Source organism: Jatrophihabitans lederbergiae (assembly GCF_031845305.1).
In the GTDB taxonomy this organism is placed as follows: Bacteria; Actinomycetota; Actinomycetes; order Mycobacteriales; family Jatrophihabitantaceae; genus Jatrophihabitans_A; species Jatrophihabitans_A lederbergiae.
The window spans coordinates 66,756-87,764 of sequence record NZ_JAVREH010000005.1; the positions used below are offsets into that span (position 1 = coordinate 66,756).

Below are 21,009 nucleotides of genomic sequence, written 5' to 3' on the forward strand. Positions count from 1 at the left end.
GTCTCCACCGTCGGCCACACTGATGCGATGGCGGCCAAGCGCAGTGCGGGAATCCTGCTGTTCCGGCGAACTCCCTCGGTGGCGGTGCTGATCGGCCATCCGGGCGGCCCGTACTACCGCAACCGGGACGAGGGCGTGTGGTCGATTCCCAAGGGTGAGTACGGCCCGGATGAACCGGCGCTGATGGCCGCGCGGCGGGAGTTCACCGAGGAACTGGGCCTGCCGGTGCCGAACGTGCAGCTGCACGACCTGGGCTCGGTGATCCAGCGCGGCGGCAAGGAGGTCACCATCTGGTCGGCCGAGGCCGACCTGGATGTGAGCGACGCGGTGTACGGGACGTTCGAGATGGTCTGGCCACCGGGATCGGGCCGGTTGCGGGAATTCGAGGAGCTCGACCGCGCCGAGTGGACGGATCTCGCACTTGCTGAGCGGCGGCTACTGCCCGCGCAGTTGCCCTTTCTGGAGCGGCTTCGGACTTTGCTCGACGGCGTGGCCGGCTGAGCGCTTTGCTCAGCCGGCCACCTCAGGAACTTCTTTGGTGCGGGCCTCGCCGGTTGGTGCGGCGGGCTCGCCGGTCAAGGCCGAGGCGGCGAGCGCTGCCGAAGAGGGGCGCCAGCGCGGCGGCGGCTCGCCGAAGTTGATCGCGAGCTGCCGGGCGCCGGAACCGCGCCCGCTCGCTCACCGGCCCGGTCGTCGGCATTGCCGCGGTTCGGCTCACTCCGTTGCGGCGGCACCCGCGAACGCGGCGGCGGCCAGTTCGCCGCGACGATCGCCTCGAACTCGCTACGCAGCAACTGCTCATCGGCGTACACGAGATCGGCGAACGCCGTATCAGCCGTCATCTCAACGAGCGGACTATCAACGAGCGCGCTGTCCGCGAACTGCAGGATCATGGTTCACCACCATTGACGGAACTGGTGTCGTACGGCGGGCGTCAGGCGTTGATGGGCTGGCGCCCCTCACCCTTGCTGGTGACCATGATCTTGCGAGGCTTGGCCCGCTCGGCAACCGGAATTCGCAGCATGAGGACGCCCGCGTCATAGCTGGCGTCGACCCGATCGGTGTCGAGGTTGTCGCCGAGAATCAGCTGCCGGCTGAAGACTCCGCGCGGACGCTCGGCTGCAACCATCTCACTCTCGGACCGACGCGGCGGCCGTTCCGCCTTGACAGTCAGAACATTGCGTTCGACATCGAGCTCCACGGAGCCCGGGTCCACGCCCGGTAGGTCGAACTCGACCACGAACTCGTCGCCCTCTCGCCAGGCGTCCATCGGCATGGCGGCCGGCCGTGCGACTGTTCCGAAGACCTGCTGAGTCAGACGGTCCAGTTCTCGCAAGGGATCGGTGCGCATCAGCATCGTTTCCACCTCCATCGACACAGACTCTGATGCTGGGTCGCGGCCCGATCGACGTTCGCGATCTATGTCAGCCGCGATACATTTTTTATAGCAACTTCGACCCACTGAGGCAAGACCCATTGAAAAAATATGGGGGAACTCCCCCGAGGCCACACCGGGCACGGATGTCAGCCGTCAGCCAGCCGCAACACCAGCTCGATGGCGCCGGCATAGCGCTCGGACAAGGCTGACCCACGGCGAGCCAGCACGTCGGTCACGCCGCGAAAGAGCAACGCCCGCAACAGATACTGCTCGAACCGATCGATGTCGGTCACCGCGCCGAGCACACCGGCATCGGCGCTCTCGAACACCAGCGCGTCGGCCACCACGACGGCTGCGGCGGCCGGCGCCGGCCGCCAGTACGGCGAGACATCGAGCACCAGTGGCGGCTGGTCCTCGGCAAACAACACGTTGCCGGTCAGATCACCGTGGATGACCTGCGGCAGCGCAGCCAACGGACGCAGGGCGGCGAAGAGGGCAGCCAGTTCCGGGATGCGATCGAACGGCGCCGCCGGCGAGTCGCCCCAGGCCACCCGATCCGCCCGGGCCCACCTGTCCTGACGCCCGCGCAGGAAAGCCGGTTCGGGCAGGGTCGCGGTAGCGAGGTGAAACGCCCGTCCGATCGCGATGATGTCGGGCCAACGCCGGGGCACGTGGCCGCCCGGCTCGTACCGCCACGCCGTCCAGCCAGCTGCCACGAGCAGCCCTGCGCCGGTAAGCAACGGAGGGGCCACCCGAAAGTCCGGATGGCCGTCCAGGGACCGCAGCACCTCGGCCTGCCACCGTAACGCCTCCAGGTTGCAGTCCATCGGCTTCAGCACCGCTTCGCCGACCCGCCACACCGTCTGCTGGCCGCCGCTGAGTGGCAGCGGCTCACCCGTGACGCCGAACGCCTCGCGAACGGCCTGCGGCGGCGGCGAGTGGATCACGTGCTCAACGGTCCGGTCAGCCGGCTTGGACAGCAGCCATCGAGACCGGCCGGTAGACCAGCGGAGTGCTCATGGCGACGGCCCGGCAGGTCAGCAGTGCGGTTTCCCCCGACTCGACCACCACCGTCACCGTCACCTCGCCCGCCGGGGTGCCCAGCCGGACGCGCTCGGTCCCATCGAGGGCAGTTTCAGCCGACCGTACAACGAGATCAGCGATCCGGTACGGGCCGAGCCGGTGGTGCGCGTAGGCCAGGGCGGCCTGCACAGCCGGCGCCAGACCGACCTGCCCGCGCAGCAGTTCAGCGACCACGCGGCCATCTTCGGCCGCCGCGACCACGTCCTCGACCGCACTCTCCGGCACCCGCCCGTAGAGCTGGCCGTCCGGCAGCACCAGCACGTTGGCCGCGAACCGGTCGCCGCCGACGTGGCTGCACTCCCACACCTGACCCGGACGCAGTCGCTCCAGCGCGGCGGCGATCGGCCTCCCCTGGACGGCGCAGCAGACATCGTGCGTGCCGTGCGCGCACACCGCGAACACCGGAATATGCGCCTGCGCGCTCGCGAAGCCGCGCGCCAGCACGGTCTCGGGGTCGAACAGCAGCAGTTCGCGGTCCTCCTCGAAGGTGCCCCACACGATCCCACGGTGTCCCGGCTGGCAATCGGCGAAGCCCCAGCTGCGACGATCCGGTGCGGGTTGACGGCCGGGACGGCGGATCGCCAGCACCCGGATGCCGTGCAGGCCCAGGTTTGCGATCAAGCGCTTGGCGATGGTCGGGTCGAACTTCGATGCGGCCAGACCGGCCGCTCCCCAGCCGCCCGGCTGTTCGACCAACAGCACCCTCGATGCGGGAAAGGCCGTTCCCAGTATCGGATCACCGCGGTGAGCGCTCAGCACCCGGCACTGATCCGTCGAGGGGGGCATCGGGAAATCAGTTCCCGGCGTTGGGGACGAGCACGGCCTCGGTCAGCAGCAGGCGTACCAGTTCCAACCCGTCCGTGGCGTCGAGGCCGGGCAGCGTCGAGGCGGTGACCGGCTCGGCGGCGAGCACAGCCTTGACGGCCGCTTCCTCGCCGGCCGGCAAGTCGACGCTCTGGTCCAGGAACCGCAGGGTGATCGTCCCACCGACACCGACCCGGACGGACGCACGCAGCCCCGGCCGCAGCACCAGTTCCGTCTCGGGCGTCAGGTTCGCCAGGGCCGCAAGCTGCGCCAGCGGCGAGATCGGACCGGGCCGGGTGGTTCGGCTGAGGTCGGCGTCGACGCGCTCGGCGACGGCACGCAGCAGGGCACCGTCCGCATCCTCGGCATAGCCACTCAGCGATCGGACCGCCGCGCCGAGGTGTTCGGCCAGCACCGCCGGGTTCGCGAGGTCCACCCCCATCGGCAGCGAACGCCGCAGCTCCGGCTCGGCGGCGGCCTCGGCCAGCAACTGCTGCGCGAGGGCGTGCCGGGTCACGGGGTGCACGCCCACCGTGAGGTGGATGGACAACTCGCCGAGCGCGGCGGCCGAATGCAGGAACCCCCGCGGCAGGTACAGCGCGTCACCGGGCTCCAGCGTCACGTCGAGCAACGGCGGTTCCGCGGCACGCGCGGCGACCGCGGCCGATCGCTGCTCCCACGTCTGGGCCGGCAGCGGATCGGTCAGAACCGGCTCGTGGATGACCCAGCGCTTGCGGCCGGCGACCTGCAGCAAGAACACGTCATGGGTGTCGTAGTGGGCGCTGAAACCCTGGTTCTGCGGCGGGGTGATGTAGGCGTTGATCTGCACCGGGTGCCCGACCTCGGCCGCCAGGGTGCTGCCGAACTCGACCAGCGGCGGCCAGGTACGGTGCAGACCCTGCAGCACCAGGGTGGCGCCGTCGGCCACCAGCCGGAGGACCTTGTCGTCGGCGACCTGGTCGCCGACGGTGGCGCCACTGCCACCCGATCGGGTGTAGGCGCTGGCCGGAATCACCTTGCCCTGCTTGGCCATTCGCAAGAAGGGGGTACGGAGGCCGCGGCGCGAGATGAGCTCGTCGACCGCAGCCTCGCTGAGGAGGTCCGTGAAGTCGGCGCCTGTCTCAGCGGCGGGGCTGAACAGCGCCCTGCTGCTCCAGTACGAGCGCGCGAACTCGCCCCGGCTGATCGGCACGCAACGGGCAAGCGACCGGGCGTCGGCGCCAAGTGACCGGGTAGCGGCGGCGGCGCTCGACGGAACGGGGCCGGCCTTGCCGACCCCGTTCGCTGTCGGGCTACCGGTCACGCGCGGCCGGCCACGCCACCATCAGCTCCCCGGTCAGCGCCGCCGTCCGCGCCACCATCGGCTCCGCCGTCCGCGCCACCATCGGCTCCGCCGTCGGCACCGCCGTCGGTTCCACCGGTCGCGCCACCATCCGCGCCACCGTCGTGCACGCCCGGGGCACCGGCTGCACCGCCGTCGGCAACGCCTTCTGCACCGGTCTCGTCGGTTGCACTCATATGAGCTCCTCTGTCGCATGTTGGGACCGAACCCGGTGGGAACGGGCCACACCAGGGCCGCTTTCTGGCCCTTCTCCCACGCTAGCCGAGGTGGCACCAGGCTGCGAGAGAGCAGGTCCGGCTCATGCCCCGGACGGCCCGAAGCGCTCCACCCGGATGGAGCCGACCGGCATGCCGAGCTCCACCAGCTCCGAGCTCAGCGCCTCGGCGAAGGCCCCGGAGCCGCACACGAACGCGGTGGCGGCGGGTTCGATCAGTGGCTGCAGGTCCGCCGCCAGCAGCCGACCGGCTGGGCGCCCCGCACTCGCCGCCCTGCTGAGTGCGAGGACCGCCCCGGCATCGATCAGCTCGTCCGCATAAGGCAGATCTTCAAGCGTGCGGGCGGAGACAGCCAGTCGCAGCAGCTCCGACCGTCCGGTTGCACGCGCGTGCCGGAGCATCGCCACCAGCGGGACCACGCCGGTGCCACCGCCGATCCCGAGCGCCGGGCTCGTGCCGTCCCAGACGAACCAGCCGCCGATGGGCCCCCGTACCTCGAGCTCGTCGCCGACCTCGACCACATCAGCCAGAAAGGACGACACCTCGCCGTTGTCGAGGCGCTCGACGAACAGCTCCAGCTCCGGATCGGACGGCGGTGAGGCGACGGAGTACGAGCGTGCGGCAGTATAGCCGTCCTCGGCGGTCAGCCGCAGTACGTAGTGCTGGCCGGCCCGGTGGTCGACCCGGTCCGGCACCCGCAGCCGCACCCGTACGGACCGCGGGCCGGGGTGAGCCACCACGGTGACCACCGCCGTCCGCCAGCCACCGGCCGGAGGCGTGCCCGGCCCGGGGTCAGTCACCCTGGTAGCGCTGCTCGCGCCAGGGGTCACCGAGATCGTGATAGCCGTTGCGCTCCCAGAAGCCCCGGACGTCATGGTTGAGCAGGGTCAGCTTGGTGACCCACTTCGCGCTCTTCCAGAAGTACAGGTGCGGCACCAGCAACCGCACCGGACCGCCATGCTCGGCCGACAGCGGCTTGCCCTCATGGGTCCACACCAGCCACGCCTTGCCACCGCGCACATCCGCCAGCGGCAGGTTGGTGGTGTAGCCGGTGGTCGAGGTGGCCAGCACATGGGTAGCCTCGGGCGACGGACCGGCCGCGTCCAGCAGCGAGTCGACGCTCACGCCGCCGAAGCTCGTACCGAGCTTGGACCAGGTGGTCACGCAGTGAATGTCACCGTGGTACTCCGAGCCGGGCAGCTGACGAACCTCGTCCCAGGTCCACGTCGTGGGGGTGTCCACCAGGCCGTTGACCGTCATGTCCCAGCGCTCCGGAACGAGCCGGGGCGTCACCTCGGCGGTCAGCACCGGCCAGTCGTCGCCCACGTCGTACTGGCCGGGTGGCAGCCGCGGGTCTCGTGCCGGGCGGCCGGCGTCGCGCGAGCCGCGCCCGGAAAAGCCCCGTGTGGATCCCGCCATCGGCTGTAGTCCTTTCCAGTGGGAACCAGCGCGCCTGTCCAGCTCAGCAGAGGTGCGGGGCGGGGCAGCGCCGCACCGCTCAACCTAGTCGCTGGACACCGCAGCACCAGCCCCCGGGAGCGGCCGCCGGCTGGCTACCCGGCTTCGGCGGCCCACCTAGGCGGCCGTGACGGCAAGCGGAATGATCAGGCCGAGGGCGTTGTGCGCGGACACGATCGGGTCGGACTGGCTGAAATTGACCTGCACCGTAGCTGCTGAGCGCCGGCAAGCCGTCAGTCCAGGACGTCGATCAGGACCTTGCCCACGGCACCATTCTCGACGGCGGCGTGGGCTTGCGCCGCCTGCTCCAGCGGAAAGTGGTGCAGCGGCAGCCCGGCCTCGTCCCCGACCCGGATGGCGCCGTCGAGCACGGCCGCCTGGACATCCTCGAGCGCGCGTGCCTTTGCGGCGTCCGGCTCGGTGTAGACGAGCACGAACTGCCACCGCGCGTTGGGCACCATCAGGGTGCGAATGGGCAGGGTGATCTGGCCTCCACCGTCGTCGGCGTACATTGCCACCGCACCGTGCTGCCCGATCAGCTCGGCGTCGATGGCGGCATTCGCCGCCGGAGCGACCTCGACGATCGCGTCCACGCCGTGCGGCACGATCTTGCGAACCTCGGTGACCACGTCCTGCTGGCGGTAGTCGATGACGTTGTCCGCGCCCGCCGCCGCCGCGAGCTGGGCCTTCTGCGGGCTGCTGACCGTCGTGATCACCCGGGCGTCGGACCACCGCGCCAGTTGGATAGCCGCGTTGCCGACCGCTCCGGCGCCGCCGGCGACGAGAACCGTACGTCCGGACATCGAGCCGGGGCCGAGCCGCCGCGGAGCCTCTTCGCCGATGGTGAGGCAGCGGTGCGCGGTCAGGAACGGGATTCCCAGGCTGGCGCCGAGGTCGAAGGACGCCGAGTCGGGCAGCGTCACCACGTGCCGGGCCGGAACGACGGCCAGTTCCTGCGACGTCCCGTCCGGACGCTGCCAGGCCGCTTCCCAGATCCAGACCCGGAGGCCGGACAGCGCGGCCTCGACACCGGCGCCCACCGACTCCACGATCCCGGCGCCGTCCTGGCCCGGAACCTGCGGCGGATCGACCGGCTTTCCGCTGTCGCTCCCGCGGCGGGACTTCACGTCCGTCGGGTTCAGGCCGCTGCGGTGGATCCGGACCGCCACCTCACCCGGCCCGGGTTGCGGCTCTGGACGCTCGGTCAGCGTCAGGACGTCGGGATCACCAGTACGGCTATAGCTGATTGCACGCATCCCTCGACGGTAGCCGCCGCAACCGATTGCCATCGGTCTGCCAGAACGTCACGAGGTCAGAAGCCGGCGTGGTGAGAACGTCGCGGGATCAGAAGCGGGCGCACTCAGTGCCGTCGGCTGACATTGCGGACCGCTGGCCGCCGCCTGCCTGCCATCACCAGCCCACCGCCCACCAGCAGCAGCAACGCGCCGGCGCCCAGCGGGGGCCCGAGCGGGATGGCGCCGGTGTTCGCCAGCTCGGCCGATCCCACCGAGCCCTGTCGTACCGAGCCCTGTCCCACTAGACCCTGTCGCACGAAACTCTGTCCCACGAAACCCTGTCCGGCGGTGATCCCGGTTCCGCCCACCGCCGAGTTGCCGCCTACGCCGCCACCGCGTCCGGTGCTCGAGGAGCGGCCTCCTGGCAAGCCGGAGGTGGCAGTGGCCGTACTGCTGTGAGAGGTACTGCTGCTAGGCGTGGTGCTCCTGGACGTAGTGGCGCTCACCGGCGTGGTGGGAGCCGTAGTGGCGCTCACCGGCGTGGTGGGAGCCGGGGTGCTGGTAACCGGAGGCGCCGTCGTGGCGGTCGGAGCCGTCGTGATCGGCACCGGCGCCGCAGTGGTCGGAGTCACCACCGCATCGCACGCCGCGCTCGTGAACGTGTTGGTGTCCAGGGTGACCTGACCATTGCGAGCAAGCGCCCTGCCCTGGACGACGGTTCCGGTGGTGACTGTTATCGAGGTCAGGGCCAGGATGGTGCCCTTGAAACTGGAGGCGGTCCCCAGGGTCGCAGAACTGCCGACCAGCCAGTACACGTGGCACGCCTGAGCGCCGTTGATCACGTTGACGGCACTGGCCGATGCGGTGATCAGCGTCGACGCCACTTGGACGATGAAGACCGAGTTCGGGTCTCCCTGTCCATCCAATGTCAGGGTGCCGCTCAGGGCGAGCGAACTGCTGGAGTTGTAGACGCCCGCGGTCAACGTGCGACCCACGAGGTCGCCGGCGACGCTGGCGGTGGGTGCCCGGCCGGCCGCGTCGTTGTAGGCGGTGACCAGATCGGATTGCGCCTGGGCCGCTACCGCGTCGGCGGCGTGCGTGGTACCGGCGGCCACGCCCGGTGGAAATCCCGAGATGGCGGTTCCGGGGCTCACGCCCAGGTCTCCACTGAGGCGGGTGGGGCCGGTGTTGGTCACGGCCTGACCGCCGAGGACGGAGTAGGTGGCCGAGGTGCCCAATCCCACGGGCGCCGCCGCAGCGTCGGCGCGCCCCGCCGAGGCGAGTCCGCCGGCCAGCAGGGCGCCGACGGCGGCGACAACGCCGACCATCGCCGGAACTCGGGTTCGGTGGCCGGTGGAACAGAAGCTGGAAGAAACCGTGGCACTCATACTGCTGCCTCCCCCGTAAAACGGGATCACCGCGCCGATGCGCCGCCCAATAGCGGATTGTCATTGACTGGTTACTCTCTGTAGAGTAAGCGCAACAGCACTTCCGGACGAACTGGTTGAGAAACTGGCATCCGCAATGCCCGCAAGAGTCGCAAATCGGGCGGCACCTCTCACCGAACCAGACCGACCATCAGGCGCCCGTGCCGGCTACCCCTGCCTCTTCTTCTGCCGACTCGTTCTGCCAATACACGATCATGTTGGCGTTGTAGAAGGCGAGCAGCGGAATCGCGTCGCCGCCCCGCACCCTGAACGGCCGCTCGCGGTCGGGCATCGTCCGCCGCAACGCGGCCAGCACCAGCGGCCCCGAGCCGAACGAGATGACCGTCGCGTTGGAGGTTTTGCACCATCCCGCACTCGGCGGCCGTGTCAGCATTGGCCCATGGCCACCACCACACCCAGCACCCGACCTTCCGAACCCTCCCTGAACGCAACGGTTGACGCTTGTCGTGAGCTGATTGCCGCTCGCTTCCCCGGGGCATCGGACCGAGGGGCGGCTGCGATGCTGCTGGCAGACGGCACGGTGCTCACCGGCACCGCCCCGGACGCGACGAACCCCAGCGTGGAGGTGTGCCACGAAACGGGGCCTTATTGCGAGGCGTTCCGCCTCTCTCAACCGGTCGTGGCGTCCGTCTGCCTTCACCGCAGCCCCGACGGTGCGCACCGCGTGCTCAGCCCTTGTGGAGTCTGCCGGGAGCGGCTCGCTGTCTATGGCGCGGACGTTCTCGTCGCCGTACCTGCGCCAGCCGCGGTCGACAAGGTCCGGTGGATCACGTTGCGCGAAGCCCTTCCGCACTACTGGATGCTGGCGTTCCCGGAAGAGTTGCACGGATGGTGATCTAGGCACGTCGCGCGCCCGACGACACCGACCACCGGCCCCACTTCACTCTTGACAACACCATTGTCACAAGACATCTTGTGAGATGTGAAAGACACGCGCGATCTAACCGGCAGTCCGGAGGCGATGCATGCGCTCGCTCATCCGGTCAGGCTGGCTCTGCTCGATCTGCTGGGCCGCGACGGAGCATTGACCGCGACTCAGGCCGCCGAGCTGCTGGGCCAGCTGCCGGGCAACGTCTCCTGGCATCTACGAGTCCTGGCGCGCCACGGCTTCGTAGCGGAAACGGGAGAACGGCGCGGCCGCCGACGGCCCTGGGCGCTGACAGCGGCAGGCCAGCGGTTCGACACCGACCCCGTGTCGGAGGAGGAGCGGCTGGCCGCTGACGCGCTGCTGCGCACGGTCGTCGAACGTAGCTTCGGGCAGCTTCGGGCCTGGCTGGCCAGCCGCTACCTCGCCGACGAGCAGTGGCGGCGAGCAGCCGCGCTGAGCGACTGGACGCTGTACCTGACACCGGAAGAGGCAGAGCAGCTGCGCAAGCAGATCTATGACCTCCTCGAAGCGTTCGGAGACCGCCGCACTGACCCGACACGGCGACCACCGGGAGCGCGCCCGGTGAAGGCCTTCGTGGCTATACATCCTCAGCAGCTGACGCGCCTGCCATGACCGCGCCGACCGGTCATCGCGACCTCGCACTGCTGACCGCCGGCGTGGCGGTCTCGACGGCTGGCGACGCCGCCGCACTGACCGCACTACTGCTGCGGCTGCACCTGGACGGCTCGGGCTGGGTCTCCGCACTGCTCGCGGCGGAGCTCGTCCCGATCGTCGTGCTGTCCCCGGTCGTCGGGCGCCTCGTTGACCGGATTGAAACTCTGCGGCTTCTCCTGATCGCGCTGACCGGCCAAGCAATCGTCGCGGTTCCCCTCGCGCTCGTCAGGAGCCCCGCAGCGACGGTCATGCTCTTCGCGGCCCTAGGCGCACTCACCGCCCTCGTACGGCCGGCCACCGCCTCACTCGTACCGGCCATCACCGGCACCGCGCACACCGCCCGGGGATACTCCCTGATCGCCACCGGCGTCAGCCTGGGATGGATCGTCGGCCCAGCCGCGGGCGGACTGATCACCGCCGCACTGGGAACGCGAGCCGCCCTGCTGATCGACGCCGGCACCTTCGCCGTCCTCGCGCTCGCCTGCGCCGGGCTCAGGGCACGCCGGCATCCACGCGGAGGACTCGAAAGCCGTACCGAGGACAGTCCACGCTCCGGGTTCCGCCTGCTATGGACCGACCAGACCCTGCGCGTCGCACTCTCGGTCAGCGCCCTGGCCGTCGGGTGTGCCGTCATCGACAACGTCGCGGCACCGTTCCGGTTCATCGACCAACTCGGCGCGACCGCCACCGGGTACGGGCTCTACCTCACGATGTGGGGTACCGGGGCGTTGCTCGGCGCCCAGGTGCTGCCGCTGGCTGGACAACACCGCGCCGAAACCTCGCTGGCGGCCGGTAACGCGCTGACCGGACTCGGCATTGCCGGCATCGGCCTGGCCCCCGGCCTGCCGCTGGCGCTCGCCGCGTCCGTCCTCGGCGGCATCGGCAACGGCATGTGCAACGTCGGGCAGAGCGCCCTCATCAGCCGTCGCGTCACCCCTCAGCAGACCGGACGTGCCTTCGCCGCGAGCGGAGCGCTGATCCAGCTCGCCATCGGAGCGGGGACCGCATGCGCGGCACCGCTCGTCCACCTGCTGCAACCCGACGGAGCTCTGACAGCCGCCGGCGCACTCGCCCTCGTCACCGCCCTGGCGGCGCTCATCCTCGCCCGGCGCAGGGCACGAGCGGTTGAGCCGAGCTCTATCGACCAAGCAGCATCAGCCGTCCCATAGAAATCCTCTGCGCAACGGCTGGCCTCAGTTGCCTCTCAGGGCGCCGGTGTCTAACCTGGATCACAAGCGCTGAACAGGAGTCGCAAAGATCGGACGGGATCCTAAAGGTCCCGTCCCCTGGAATACGAGGCGCACACGTGTCCACATCCTCTTCCGCATCCGCCAGCACGGCGCGTTCGGACCGCACTCCCCTCCAATTGGCCGCCATGGCTACCGGTGTGGTTTTCTTGCTGGTCGGCATCCTTGGGTTCGTCCCCGGCATCACCACCCACTACAGCGACATGACCTTCGCCGGCCATCATTCGATGGCCAAGCTGCTCGGCATCTTCATGGTGTCGGTGCTGCACAACATCGTCCACCTGCTGTTCGGCATCGCCGGTATCGCGATGGCCCGCAAGTGGAGCACCGCACGCACCTTCCTCATCGGCGGCGGCGTGATCTACCTGGTGCTGTGGATCTACGGCCTGGTGATCGACCAGATGAGCAGCGCGAACTTCATCCCGATCAACACCGCCGACAACTGGCTCCACTTCGTCCTCGGGGTGGGCATGATCGCAGTCGGCGTCGTCCTGGGCCGCTCGGTCCGCAACAGCGACGCCGCCCGCGCCTGACGCACTACGTTTAGCCAAGGCCCGGGTCGCCACGCTGGCGGTCCGGGCCTTGCTGCGTCACTGGGGACTACACCTGACCATCCGGCGGAATGGCAGGTAGGGAGCCCACCTCGTCAGACAGCGGCCGTGGCCTCGATCGGAAATAGGCCCTGAATCGTTTCGACGCCATCACGCTTGGCCATGGACGCCCGCGCCGTGCCGTCGGCGACGAGCTGCTGGGCGCACGACCGAACGAGCGTGGAGCTTGCCCCGAAGGCGCGGGCGAGGTGAGAGATGCTCAGCGGGTTCGTGCCGGTTCGCGGCTGGTTGAGCAGGGTGAGGATCTCTTGGGACAAGGTGCGGGGGGGCATAGCGCGCCAACTCTCTGAATGCGCGCGGGCAAGCCGACCGAGGGTCGACGATGAGGAACCCGCGCAAGCCCGACTCTACGCCGCAGTCGCGCTCGATCCGCGTCCGCGAAGGAATCGTTATCCAAGGCCGAGCTGCTTGGCGACACCGCGCATCTGGTAATCGAAATACGACTCGTAGTCGTGCACGGTGTTGTGCAGGTGCCCGAACAGCTCGAAGCTGATGCTGCCGACGAGCTGGGCCCATCCCATCAGGACGACCGCGAGCTGATGCTCGCTGACGGTGGGGGCAAGTGCCTCGCGGAGCGCCTTGAGGTCCGCACGGACGGGCCGCGGCATCGGTCGGTGGTTGGTTGTGGGCACCCGTCCCGCCTCGGCCGCGTCGATACAGAGTCGCAGCAGCAGCAGTGGAATCCTGGCCGCGGGACTGACCGTGTCCGCCGGAGCCGCGTAGCCGGGCACCGGGGTTCCGAAGATCAGTGCGTACTCGTGGGGGTGCTCCATCGCCCAGCCGCGCATGGCCCGGACGATGGCCAGCCAGCGCCCGACGAGGTCGCCACGGCGCACCCGGGACTCCGCCCCCTCCGCCGCGTCGGCGATCGCCTGATAGGCGTCGACGATGAGCGCGGTGAGCAGCTCGTCCCGGCTGGGAAAGTACCGGTACACCGCCGATGAAACCATGCCGAGCTCACGTGCCACCGCGCGCAGTGACAGCGCGGCCGACCCCTGCTCAGCGAGCTGGCGGCGTGCGACGTCCTTGATCTCACGGGTGAGCTCGTCCCGGGCTCTGGCCCGTGCGGTGCGGGGGGCGCTGGTCTGCGTCATACTCCCACTATGCCGCTACTTCATGAGCAGTGCCACCAGACGAGAGCACTGCTCTTGACAGCCGTGCCGAACGGGTGCACGCTTGCACCAAGACGAGAGCAGTGCTCTCGCAAAGGAGCTCTCGTGGAGGACGTCATGACCAGACCTACCGAACAGCGCTACCTGGAGCCTGGCTGGTTCACCCAGCAGGTCTTCAATCGAGGGATCAGCCGGTTGACCCGGCTCGGTGTCAGCGTGTGGGGTTCCCGAGTTCTGCGGGTGCGCGGGCGCAAGAGCGGCGAGTGGAAGACCACACCGGTCAACGTGCTGACCATCGACGACCAGCGTTACCTGGTGGCCCCGCGGGGCGTGACTCAGTGGGTCCGCAACCTTCGCGTCGCCGGCGGTGGCGAGCTAACAGTCGGCCGCCGGGTACAGGCTTTCACCGCCGACGAGCTGCCCGACGACGCGAAGGCGCCGATCCTGCGGAATTACCTACGCCGGTGGAAGTTCGAGGTCGGCGTGTTCTTCGACGGTCTGGACGCCAACGCCTCGGACGAACAGCTCGCCGCCGCGGCCCCGGGCTTTCCGGTGTTCCATATCAGGGATGCAGCACGATCTTGATAGCCCCGTCCTGCTTCTTCTGAAAGATCTTGTACGCCTCGGCGGCGTCGGCCAGCGGCAGCCGGTGGGTGGCGAAGTCGTCGACACCCAGCGGGTCCTCGTCCACCAGCAGCGGCATGATGTCGGGAACCCACTTCTTGACGTTGGCCTGCCCCATCCGCAGCTGAATCTGCTTGTCGAACATGGTGGCCATCGGCATCGGGTCCGCTCCGCCGGCGTACACGCCGATCACCGAGACGGTGCCACCACGCCGGACTATCTCGATCGCCGAGTTCAGCGCGGCGAGCTGGTCCACACCGGCGACCTTCGCCATCGGCGCGGCGATCGCGTCCGGGAGCATCGAGGTGGCCCTCAGCATTCCCTTGGCGACCGGCGACCCGTGGGCCTCCATGCCCACCGCGTCGATGACCGAGTCGGTGCCACGGCCCTTGGTCTCGCCGCGGATGGCATCGGCCAGGTCCTTGCCGAGCTCGTTGGCGTCGAACACCTCGATACCGCGGGCGCGGGCCCGCTCGATGCGCTCCGGAACGAGGTCGACGGCGAGAACCCGCTTGCCCTGGTGCTGGGCGATCCGGGCTGCCATGTCACCGATCGGACCCAGTCCCAGCACGGTCACCGAGCCACCGTCCGGGACATCGGCGTACTGAACCGACTGCCAGGCGGTGGGCAGGACGTCGGAGAGGTAGACGAACCGCTCGTCGGACGGGCCGTCCGGAACCTTGATGTGCGTGAACTGCGCCTGTGGCACCCGCAGGTACTCAGCCTGCCCGCCGGGAACCTGGCCGTACAGCTTCGAGAAGCCGAACAGGGCCGCTCCCATCCCCTGGTCCCGAACCTGCGTCGTCTCGCACTGGGTGTACAGCGCCTGGTCGCACATGAAGCAGTGGCCGCACGAGATCTGGAACGGGATGACCACACGGTCGCCCACCGACAGGTTGCCGAGCCCGGAGCCGACCTCTTCCACGATGCCCATCGGCTCATGGCCGAGCACGTCGCCCGGTGTCATGAACGCCGTCAGTGTCTCGTACAGGTGCAGGTCCGAACCGCAGATGTTGCTGCTGGTGATCCGGATGATCGCGTCGGTCGGCTCTTCTATCTTCGGGTCGGGCACGTCCTCGACGCGCACGTCCCGCTTGCCCTGCCAAGTCACTGCTTTCACGAAAGGACCTCCACACATGCTTGTCGGATCTCGCGCTGGATGTTCAACGACCCATTGCAGACGCTACTCAAGGCGATGGGCACCGCTCGGCGGCACGGCCGGTGCGCACGTCGGGAGCCTCGCTACGGTGTCGAGCGCCGACTACCTCTGAGCGGTTCCCGGCCGAGCCGTCTCAGGCGTCCGGATCGGAGTACGACCCGATCGACAGCTCGTCGACCAGAGTGGGACCCTTGGGTTCCCAGTCCAACTCGGTGCGGGCCCGCGCGCCGGTGGCCTGCTGGTCCAGGAAGAAGGCGTCGGCCAGTGGGCCCAGTCGCTCGCGCGTCGCGGCCTCGTCCTCCGGAGCCACCCGGCCTTCCAGGCCGATCCCGTGACTGGCGGCCTGCGCCAGATCGCGCACCAGTGGGTTTGCGCCACTCACGCCGATGTAGTACGAACCGGCCTTGCCACGGGTGAGCGCGGCGACGTAGAGCCGCGCGAGGTCATCGACGTGAATCGTGGTCCAGTGCTGGTCCCCCGTACCGGGGAACGTCAGTGCCGGGTACTCCTCGGCTGTCCGCGACGCGTTCACCAGCAGGTCGGGAAGCCCCTTGCCATGGCCGTAGACGATTCCGGGACCGATGACAATGCCACGGACGCCGTCGCCGGCGGATGCTCGCACCCGGGCGTCGAGCGGCAGCCGCCATGCGGTGACGGGTGGCGGCGCCAGCGGGGCGTCCTCGTCGATCTCACCATCGGTGTTCCCGTAGATCCAGACGCCGCTGGTGTGCAGGTACGGCTTGTTCGTGCCGCGCAGCGCCCCGAGCACCGCGTCGATCACCTTCTCGTCGAGAGCCGCGCTGGTCTGGTCACCGGGCGAGGCCGTGTGGATCACGCCGTCAGCCTCGGTCGCTTCCCTCGTCAGCAGCTCGGTGTCATGCAGGCTGCCGAGCACCGGGATGGCCCCGGCCCCGCGAAGCGCCGCCGCGGCCGCCTCGCTGCGCGCCAGGGCACGGACGGTATGCCCGTGCCGAAGGGCAACGGGAACGATCGCGGATCCGACGAAACCGGTGCCACCGGTCAGGAAAATGTCCATGCTTTGTACGACACCACCTTGCCGGAGTTCATTCCGGTCAGCCGGGGCGAGCGGCAAGGAGTGTCATCCGGGCCCTGCACATGCCACAATTCTGCTCACAACACAGCCCGACGGATAAGGTGGCGCGGATGTCCGAACGTCGAACGACCGGTTCCACCGCCGGCGCGCCGCGCGCCGGCGCCCCCGACAACACTCAAGCGGCGCTGGCGGGCGCCGACATCGCCGACCCCGGGCCGCTCGGCCTGGCCGGGTTCGCGATGACCACCTTCGTGCTCAGCGTCTTCAACGCGGGCATCCTGCCGCACACCCTGGAGCCGAGCGTTCTGGGGCTCGCGCTCTTCTACGGCGGCGGTGCCCAGTTCTTCGCCGGAATGTGGGAGTTCCGCAAGGGCAACACCTTCGGCGCGCTGGCGTTCAGTTCGTTCGGCGCCTTCTGGCTCTCGTTCTGGTTCTACGTCGCGCGGGTGGCGCCCTCGCTGCCACCGGCGGACGCGCACAAGGCGACCGGCCTGTTCCTGCTGGGCTGGACGATCTTCACCGCCTACATGACCATCGCCAGCCTTCGCACCAGCGGCGCGATCGCTGCCGTGTTCGTCGCGCTGACCCTGACGTTCCTGTTCCTGACGATCGGGGCGTTCGCGGACGCCCACGGCATCACCAAGGTCGGCGGCTACCTGGGCCTGCTCACGGCGCTGCTCGCCTGGTACGCCTCGTTCGCCGGCGTCATGAACTCCACTTTCAAGCGGGCCGTGCTGCCGACGTTCCCGCTCGCTCCGACGGTCGGCCAGGCCTGAGGTCGGCCTCCCGCGGCAGGTGGGAGCGGACCTGCCCGAGGCAGGACACAGTGGTCAGAGGCTGGGAAAGAGCCGGTCCGGCTGCTCGCCGCGCTCGAACACCTGTGCGGCCGGTCCCACGATAAGCAAGTCCGGCTCCCCCACCACGGCGACGTCCTTGTCGTTGTAGTCCAGGGAGTGCAGCACGTAGCGCAACGCCGCGATCCGCGCTCGCTTCTTGTCGTTGCTCTTGATCACCGTCCACGGCGCGTCGGCCGTGTCGGTGTAGAAGAACATCGCCTCCTTCGCCTCGGTGTAGGCGTTCCACTTGTCCAGTGACGCCAGGTCCATCGGGCTCAGCTTCCAGCGCCGGACCGGATCGATCTGCCGGGCGGCGAACCGGGTCCGCTGCTCGGCCTGGGACACCGAGAACCACAGCTTGATCAGGTGGATGCCGCTGTTCACGAACATCCGCTCGAGTTCGGGGGTCTGGCGCATGAACTGCATGTACTCGGCCGGCGTGCAGAAGCCCATCACCCGCTCGACCCCGGCCCGGTTGTACCAGGACCGGTCGAAGAGGACGATCTCGCCGGCCGCCGGCAGGTGCGCGATATAGCGCTGGAAGTACCACTGGGTGCTCTCGCGCGGGGACGGCTTCTCCAGCGCGACGACCCTGGCACCTCGGGGATTGAGGTTCTCGGTGAACCGCTTGATCGTGCCGCCCTTGCCTGCGGCGTCGCGACCCTCGAACAGCAGGACGACCTTCTGCCCGGTGTCCTTGACCCAGCTCTGGAGCTTGAGGAGTTCGATCTGGAGCGTGCGCTTGGTCCGCTCGTACTCCTTGCGGGTCATCCGCTCGGTATAGGGGTAGTCCTGGCGCCAGGTCGGCACCTCGTTGTCTTCGCCGTCGAGGAACGGCAGTGCCGTCAGTGCGCCGTGGTTGTCCATGCTGGTCATGCGACTCCTGCGAGCTGTCGGGAATCCCTTCTGGCCAGTGTGGCAGTCCCAACCGTCGCGGGTGACCCCACCCTGCCACGGCTCGACCCGAACACGATTGACCCCATTTGACCGATCAGTACAATCACGGTGCAGCCACCTCCCCCGTGGCCGCAGCTCACGCCGCACCGCCGCGGTATCGCCGCGGCGAACCAAGCTAATCGATAGGCGCGCCGACAATGCCGACGCCAGCGCCCGACACCGGGCTGCAGATTCTGCTCGAGGTATCTCCCATCGGGCCGCGGCGCGGCGCCCTGGAACATGCCCTCCGCGACGCCATCACCAGCGAGCGGCTGTTCCCGGGCGACCGGTTGCCCTCCACCCGTTTTCTTGCCCAGCAGCTGGGCCTGGGTCGCGGCACGGTCAACGACGCCTACACGCACCTGACCGCCGAAGGCTGGTTGACGGCCCGAACCGGCTCCGGCACCCGAGTCGCCGAACGGGCCGCCGCGGGTGCGGGCAGCCCGCGTCCGGACCCCCTCGCGCTGGCCAACCCGACACACGACCTGTCGCCGGGAAGGCCCGATGCGGCGACGTTCCCGCGACGAGCATGGGCCGCGGCAATCAAAGAGGTCGTCGCCACGGCGCCCAACGAGGCGTTCGGGTACGGCGACCCGCGAGGCCGCCCGGAGCTGCGCGAGGCCCTGGCCGGCTACCTCGGACGGTTCGCGGCGTGCGGACCGTACCGGAGCAGATCCTGGTGTGCTCCGGTTACACCCAAGCCCTGGGGCTGATCGCCGATGTCCTCGCCGCGCGCCGGCCCGCCGGGCAGGTCGCGATGGAGAACCCGGCGCTGCCCGACCACGTGAGCATCGTGTCCCGCCATCTCCCCGTACTCGAGCTGCCCGTCGACGCCGAAGGCCTCGATTCAGACGTGCTGCTCGCCTCCGGCGCCCACGCGGTCGTCTGCACGCCGGCGCACCAGTTCCCATCCGGGGTCGCCCTGTCCCACGGGCGGCGGTCGACCGTACTCGACTGGGCGCGGTCGACGTCCAGCTGGATCGTCGAGGACGACTACGACGGCGACTTCACTTACGAGCGCCATCCGATGAGCGCCCTCCAGTCAGGCAGCCCGGAACAGGTGCTCTACGTCGGTTCCACCAGCAAGTCGTTGGGCCCCGCTGTCCGGCTCGGCTGGATCGCCAGCCCTGCCGAGCTGATCGAGCCACTGGTCCACGCCAAACGGCTGGCCGACCGCCAGACCGGTCCGATCGATCAGCTCGCTCTGGCGGTCCTGCTCGGCAACGGCAGCTATGACCGGCACCTGCTGTCAGTCCGGCGGCTGTACCGGCGGCGGCGGGACCAACTGGTGGCCGCCGTCCGGCTGCACCTGCCCGCGGCGCGCGTGCTGGGGGTCGCCGCCGGGTTGCACGCGATCGTCGAGCTGCCGCCCGGCGGCCCATCCGAGGCCGATGTCGTCCAGGCACTGCACGACGCCTCCATTCGGGTGCACCCCTACCGCGGATACCTGCGGGGCACCCCGACGGACGGACCGGTGCGGGTGATCGTCGGGTATGCCGCGCCGTCCTCGCACGGCTACGGCGCCGCGGTGGAAGCCCTGGTGACGACCCTGGTGGCCGTCACCGCCGCCGCGCTGCCGGGCCGCCGGCCACCGCCCCGCCGGCTGCCCGAGCTGGGAACAGCGCTCGCGCCCACCCGGCCGGTCAGGTCCGCCCCTGCCCGCTGACCACGAGTCCTCCCGCTGCCGCCGCCATCGGGCTGGATCGGTGCAGCTCGGCGACGTGCACGGCGAGCTGCAGGGACTGGCGCCGGTTCAGCCGGGGGTCGCACGCTGTCTCGTAGCGGTGGTGCAGATCGGCGACGGTGATCCCGCCTCCGGTGCACTCCGTGACGTCATCACCGGACAGCTCCACGTGCACCCCGCCCGGGTGGCTGCCCAGCGACCGATGCACCTCGAAGAACCCGGAGACCTCATCCAGGACTGCGGGCAGGTCCCGGGTCTTGTGACCGGACTCGGCGACGACGGTGTTGCCGTGCATCGGGTCGCAGACCCACACCACCTGAGCGCCGGAGCCTTCGACCGCTGAGACGATCCCGGGCAACCGCGACCGCACCACGCCCGTCCCCATCCAGGCGATCAGGGTGAGCCGGCCCGGCTCGCGCCGCGGATCCAGCTTGTCCACCAGTCTGAGCACGTCCTCGCGGGTCGAGGTGGGACCGAGCTTGACCCCTATCGGGTTGCTCAGCTGGGATGCGAACTCGACGTGGGCGCCGTCCAGCTGCCGGGTGCGCTCACCGATCCAGATCATGTGCGCGGATAGGTCATAGGACTTGCCGGTTCCGGCGTCGAAGGACGTCAGCGCGCTCTCGTACTCCAGCAGCAGGGCCTCGTGCGAAGTGAAGAACTCGACCGGCCGCACGTGCTCCGACGACAGGGCACGCAGCAGGTTCAGGGTGGCCGAGGACGACAGGTAGGCCTGCTTGAGCCGTGCCGGATCGGGTGTGCGAGCGTCCAGGGTGAACTCCGCGCCGTTCACCGCGTCCCCGCGGTAGGACGGCAGCGTGATGCCGCCGCGGATCTCGGTGTGCTCGGAGCGAGGCTTGGCGTACTGGCCCGCGATCCGTCCGAAGGTGAGGACCGGCAGAGACGTGGAGTCACCGACGACCCGCGCCATCTGCAGAATGACCCGCAGGGTGCTGCTGATCCGGTCGACGGTGACTCCGGCGAAGGTCTCGGCGCAGTCACCGGCCTGGAGCAGGAACGCCTCACCCCTGGCCACGGTGGCCAGCCGGTCCCGCGCGATATCGCACTCGCTTGCCAGGACCAGCGGTGGATAGCTGTGCAGCTCGGCGACGACCTCGTTCAGCGCCGCCGCGTCCGGCCAGTGCGGTTGGTGCGCCGCTGGCAACGTCCGCCACAGCTCTGCGGTGGCAACGGGCGCGGTCATCCGCGGCCAGCGACAGGGGTAGGCAGTACCTGCTGC

Annotated in this window: 26 protein-coding genes; 9 read left to right on the forward strand and 17 right to left on the reverse strand. The window is 69.4% G+C overall.

Features of this window, described 5'->3' with window-relative positions; genetic code table 11:
• The first annotated feature begins 27 nt into the window (after positions 1 to 27).
• Positions 28 to 501 (forward strand): NUDIX domain-containing protein, encoded by a 474-nt coding sequence (locus RM423_RS05520; RefSeq protein WP_311422005.1) that lies wholly within the window; start codon positions 28 to 30, stop codon positions 499 to 501.
• A gap of 74 nt (positions 502 to 575) precedes the next feature.
• On the opposite strand, the gene RM423_RS05525 is transcribed toward RM423_RS05520, so the two are convergent.
• From RM423_RS05525 to RM423_RS05575, 11 genes are all read right to left on the reverse strand, one after another.
• The gene (locus RM423_RS05525; protein WP_311422006.1) at positions 576 to 842 is read right to left on the reverse strand and encodes a hypothetical protein; all 267 of its coding nucleotides are present in this window, start codon (positions 840 to 842) and stop codon (positions 576 to 578) included.
• A gap of 92 nt (positions 843 to 934) precedes the next feature.
• Positions 935 to 1,357, reverse strand: coding sequence for an Hsp20/alpha crystallin family protein (locus RM423_RS05530; protein WP_311422007.1), 423 nt, complete (start codon positions 1,355 to 1,357; stop codon positions 935 to 937).
• Positions 1,358 to 1,524: 167 nt separating this feature from the next.
• A complete protein-coding gene (locus RM423_RS05535) occupies positions 1,525 to 2,325 on the reverse strand; it encodes a TIGR02569 family protein (RefSeq protein WP_311422008.1) in 801 nt (266 codons plus the stop codon).
• 16 nt (positions 2,326 to 2,341) lie between these two features.
• Entirely contained in the window at positions 2,342 to 3,247 is a 906-nt protein-coding gene (locus tag RM423_RS05540) for a sucrase ferredoxin (protein WP_311422009.1), read from the reverse strand.
• 7 nt (positions 3,248 to 3,254) lie between these two features.
• On the reverse strand, positions 3,255 to 4,457 hold the full coding sequence (locus RM423_RS05545; RefSeq protein WP_396327612.1) for a cupin domain-containing protein: 1,203 nt from the start codon (positions 4,455 to 4,457) through the stop codon (positions 3,255 to 3,257).
• A gap of 100 nt (positions 4,458 to 4,557) precedes the next feature.
• Positions 4,558 to 4,779, reverse strand: a complete 222-nt coding sequence (locus RM423_RS05550; RefSeq protein WP_311422011.1) for a hypothetical protein — start codon at positions 4,777 to 4,779, stop codon at positions 4,558 to 4,560.
• Between the two features lie 126 nt (positions 4,780 to 4,905).
• Positions 4,906 to 5,622 (reverse strand): FAD-binding oxidoreductase, encoded by a 717-nt coding sequence (locus RM423_RS05555; protein WP_311422012.1) that lies wholly within the window; start codon positions 5,620 to 5,622, stop codon positions 4,906 to 4,908.
• A complete protein-coding gene (locus RM423_RS05560; RefSeq protein ID WP_311422013.1) occupies positions 5,615 to 6,241 on the reverse strand; it encodes a sulfite oxidase-like oxidoreductase in 627 nt (208 codons plus the stop codon). Before RM423_RS05560 ends, RM423_RS05555 begins: the two co-directional genes overlap by 8 nt.
• 272 nt (positions 6,242 to 6,513) lie before the next feature.
• Positions 6,514 to 7,536 (reverse strand): NADPH:quinone reductase, encoded by a 1,023-nt coding sequence (locus RM423_RS05565; RefSeq protein ID WP_311422014.1) that lies wholly within the window; start codon positions 7,534 to 7,536, stop codon positions 6,514 to 6,516.
• 104 nt (positions 7,537 to 7,640) lie between these two features.
• Positions 7,641 to 8,903, reverse strand: a complete 1,263-nt coding sequence (locus tag RM423_RS05570; protein ID WP_311422015.1) for an ice-binding family protein — start codon at positions 8,901 to 8,903, stop codon at positions 7,641 to 7,643.
• A gap of 190 nt (positions 8,904 to 9,093) precedes the next feature.
• The gene (locus tag RM423_RS05575) at positions 9,094 to 9,336 is read right to left on the reverse strand and encodes a hypothetical protein (protein WP_311422016.1); all 243 of its coding nucleotides are present in this window, start codon (positions 9,334 to 9,336) and stop codon (positions 9,094 to 9,096) included.
• 6 nt (positions 9,337 to 9,342) lie between these two features.
• Here RM423_RS05575 and RM423_RS05580 point away from each other — a divergent pair, with 6 nt between their 5' ends.
• The 4 genes from RM423_RS05580 to RM423_RS05595 all read left to right on the forward strand — a co-directional run bounded on the left by RM423_RS05580 (position 9,343) and on the right by RM423_RS05595 (position 12,286).
• Positions 9,343 to 9,798 carry a cytidine deaminase gene (locus RM423_RS05580; protein ID WP_311422017.1) on the forward strand — a complete coding sequence of 152 codons (456 nt, stop codon included), beginning with the start codon at positions 9,343 to 9,345 and terminating at the stop codon, positions 9,796 to 9,798.
• An 87-nt stretch (positions 9,799 to 9,885) separates the two neighbouring features.
• On the forward strand, positions 9,886 to 10,464 hold the full coding sequence (locus RM423_RS05585; protein WP_311422018.1) for a helix-turn-helix domain-containing protein: 579 nt from the start codon (positions 9,886 to 9,888) through the stop codon (positions 10,462 to 10,464).
• Entirely contained in the window at positions 10,461 to 11,675 is a 1,215-nt protein-coding gene (locus RM423_RS05590) for an MFS transporter (protein ID WP_311422019.1), read from the forward strand. Before RM423_RS05585 ends, RM423_RS05590 begins: the two co-directional genes overlap by 4 nt.
• 206 nt (positions 11,676 to 11,881) lie before the next feature.
• Positions 11,882 to 12,286, forward strand: coding sequence for a DUF4383 domain-containing protein (locus RM423_RS05595; RefSeq protein ID WP_311422020.1), 405 nt, complete (start codon positions 11,882 to 11,884; stop codon positions 12,284 to 12,286).
• A gap of 113 nt (positions 12,287 to 12,399) precedes the next feature.
• Here RM423_RS05595 and RM423_RS05600 read toward each other — a convergent pair whose 3' ends face one another.
• A complete protein-coding gene (locus tag RM423_RS05600) occupies positions 12,400 to 12,636 on the reverse strand; it encodes a hypothetical protein (protein WP_311422021.1) in 237 nt (78 codons plus the stop codon).
• 117 nt (positions 12,637 to 12,753) lie between these two features.
• The gene (locus tag RM423_RS05605; protein ID WP_311422022.1) at positions 12,754 to 13,458 is read right to left on the reverse strand and encodes a TetR/AcrR family transcriptional regulator; all 705 of its coding nucleotides are present in this window, start codon (positions 13,456 to 13,458) and stop codon (positions 12,754 to 12,756) included.
• Between the two features lie 135 nt (positions 13,459 to 13,593).
• Between RM423_RS05605 and RM423_RS05610 the strand changes: the two genes are divergently transcribed.
• A complete protein-coding gene (locus RM423_RS05610; protein WP_311422023.1) occupies positions 13,594 to 14,061 on the forward strand; it encodes a nitroreductase family deazaflavin-dependent oxidoreductase in 468 nt (155 codons plus the stop codon).
• Here the strand turns inward: RM423_RS05610 and RM423_RS05615 are convergent.
• Together RM423_RS05615 and RM423_RS05620 are read right to left on the reverse strand one after the other, a co-directional pair.
• Positions 14,039 to 15,220 carry a zinc-dependent alcohol dehydrogenase gene (locus RM423_RS05615; protein WP_311422024.1) on the reverse strand — a complete coding sequence of 394 codons (1,182 nt, stop codon included), beginning with the start codon at positions 15,218 to 15,220 and terminating at the stop codon, positions 14,039 to 14,041. The two genes, RM423_RS05610 and RM423_RS05615, sit on opposite strands and share 23 nt — an antisense overlap.
• Positions 15,221 to 15,392: 172 nt before the next feature.
• Positions 15,393 to 16,295, reverse strand: a complete 903-nt coding sequence (locus tag RM423_RS05620; RefSeq protein ID WP_311422025.1) for an NAD-dependent epimerase/dehydratase family protein — start codon at positions 16,293 to 16,295, stop codon at positions 15,393 to 15,395.
• 128 nt (positions 16,296 to 16,423) lie between these two features.
• On the opposite strand from RM423_RS05620, the gene RM423_RS05625 reads away from it, so the two are divergent.
• A complete protein-coding gene (locus tag RM423_RS05625) occupies positions 16,424 to 17,089 on the forward strand; it encodes an acetate uptake transporter (protein WP_311422026.1) in 666 nt (221 codons plus the stop codon).
• 54 nt (positions 17,090 to 17,143) lie between these two features.
• Here the strand turns inward: RM423_RS05625 and ppk2 are convergent, their stop codons facing one another.
• On the reverse strand, positions 17,144 to 18,016 hold the full coding sequence (ppk2, locus tag RM423_RS05630; RefSeq protein ID WP_396327613.1) for a polyphosphate kinase 2: 873 nt from the start codon (positions 18,014 to 18,016) through the stop codon (positions 17,144 to 17,146).
• Between the two features lie 227 nt (positions 18,017 to 18,243).
• Between ppk2 and RM423_RS05635 the strand changes: the two genes are divergently transcribed.
• Positions 18,244 to 18,798 (forward strand): GntR family transcriptional regulator, encoded by a 555-nt coding sequence (locus RM423_RS05635; RefSeq protein WP_311422028.1) that lies wholly within the window; start codon positions 18,244 to 18,246, stop codon positions 18,796 to 18,798.
• A complete protein-coding gene (locus RM423_RS05640; protein ID WP_311422029.1) occupies positions 18,738 to 19,751 on the forward strand; it encodes an aminotransferase-like domain-containing protein in 1,014 nt (337 codons plus the stop codon). Before RM423_RS05635 ends, RM423_RS05640 begins: the two co-directional genes overlap by 61 nt.
• Here the strand turns inward: RM423_RS05640 and RM423_RS05645 are convergent.
• Complete coding sequence (locus RM423_RS05645) at positions 19,729 to 20,973, reverse strand: 3-deoxy-7-phosphoheptulonate synthase class II (protein WP_311422030.1); 1,245 nt, start codon at positions 20,971 to 20,973, stop codon at positions 19,729 to 19,731. The genes RM423_RS05640 and RM423_RS05645 overlap by 23 nt on opposite strands.
• Between the last annotated feature and the right edge of the window lie 36 nt (positions 20,974 to 21,009).

What these genes read in the sequence shown, in the direction of transcription:
- RM423_RS05520 (WP_311422005.1), top strand. Translation starts at nt 28, where the DNA reads ATGGCGGCCAAGCGCAGTGCGGGAATCCTGCTGTTCCGGCGAACTCCC.
- RM423_RS05525 (WP_311422006.1), bottom strand. Translation starts at nt 842, where the DNA reads ATGACGGCTGATACGGCGTTCGCCGATCTCGTGTACGCCGATGAGCAG.
- RM423_RS05530 (WP_311422007.1), bottom strand. Translation starts at nt 1,357, where the DNA reads ATGCTGATGCGCACCGATCCCTTGCGAGAACTGGACCGTCTGACTCAG.
- RM423_RS05540 (WP_311422009.1), bottom strand. Translation starts at nt 3,247, where the DNA reads ATGCCCCCCTCGACGGATCAGTGCCGGGTGCTGAGCGCTCACCGCGGT.
- RM423_RS05560 (WP_311422013.1), bottom strand. Translation starts at nt 6,241, where the DNA reads ATGGCGGGATCCACACGGGGCTTTTCCGGGCGCGGCTCGCGCGACGCC.
- RM423_RS05565 (WP_311422014.1), bottom strand. Translation starts at nt 7,536, where the DNA reads ATGCGTGCAATCAGCTATAGCCGTACTGGTGATCCCGACGTCCTGACG.
- RM423_RS05570 (WP_311422015.1), bottom strand. Translation starts at nt 8,903, where the DNA reads ATGAGTGCCACGGTTTCTTCCAGCTTCTGTTCCACCGGCCACCGAACC.
- RM423_RS05575 (WP_311422016.1), bottom strand. Translation starts at nt 9,336, where the DNA reads ATGCTGACACGGCCGCCGAGTGCGGGATGGTGCAAAACCTCCAACGCG.
- RM423_RS05580 (WP_311422017.1), top strand. Translation starts at nt 9,343, where the DNA reads ATGGCCACCACCACACCCAGCACCCGACCTTCCGAACCCTCCCTGAAC.
- RM423_RS05590 (WP_311422019.1), top strand. Translation starts at nt 10,461, where the DNA reads ATGACCGCGCCGACCGGTCATCGCGACCTCGCACTGCTGACCGCCGGC.
- RM423_RS05595 (WP_311422020.1), top strand. Translation starts at nt 11,882, where the DNA reads ATGGCTACCGGTGTGGTTTTCTTGCTGGTCGGCATCCTTGGGTTCGTC.
- RM423_RS05600 (WP_311422021.1), bottom strand. Translation starts at nt 12,636, where the DNA reads ATGCCCCCCCGCACCTTGTCCCAAGAGATCCTCACCCTGCTCAACCAG.
- RM423_RS05605 (WP_311422022.1), bottom strand. Translation starts at nt 13,458, where the DNA reads ATGACGCAGACCAGCGCCCCCCGCACCGCACGGGCCAGAGCCCGGGAC.
- RM423_RS05610 (WP_311422023.1), top strand. Translation starts at nt 13,594, where the DNA reads ATGACCAGACCTACCGAACAGCGCTACCTGGAGCCTGGCTGGTTCACC.
- RM423_RS05620 (WP_311422025.1), bottom strand. Translation starts at nt 16,295, where the DNA reads ATGGACATTTTCCTGACCGGTGGCACCGGTTTCGTCGGATCCGCGATC.
- RM423_RS05625 (WP_311422026.1), top strand. Translation starts at nt 16,424, where the DNA reads ATGTCCGAACGTCGAACGACCGGTTCCACCGCCGGCGCGCCGCGCGCC.
- ppk2 (WP_396327613.1), bottom strand. Translation starts at nt 18,016, where the DNA reads ATGGACAACCACGGCGCACTGACGGCACTGCCGTTCCTCGACGGCGAA.
- RM423_RS05635 (WP_311422028.1), top strand. Translation starts at nt 18,244, where the DNA reads ATGCCGACGCCAGCGCCCGACACCGGGCTGCAGATTCTGCTCGAGGTA.
- RM423_RS05645 (WP_311422030.1), bottom strand. Translation starts at nt 20,973, where the DNA reads ATGACCGCGCCCGTTGCCACCGCAGAGCTGTGGCGGACGTTGCCAGCG.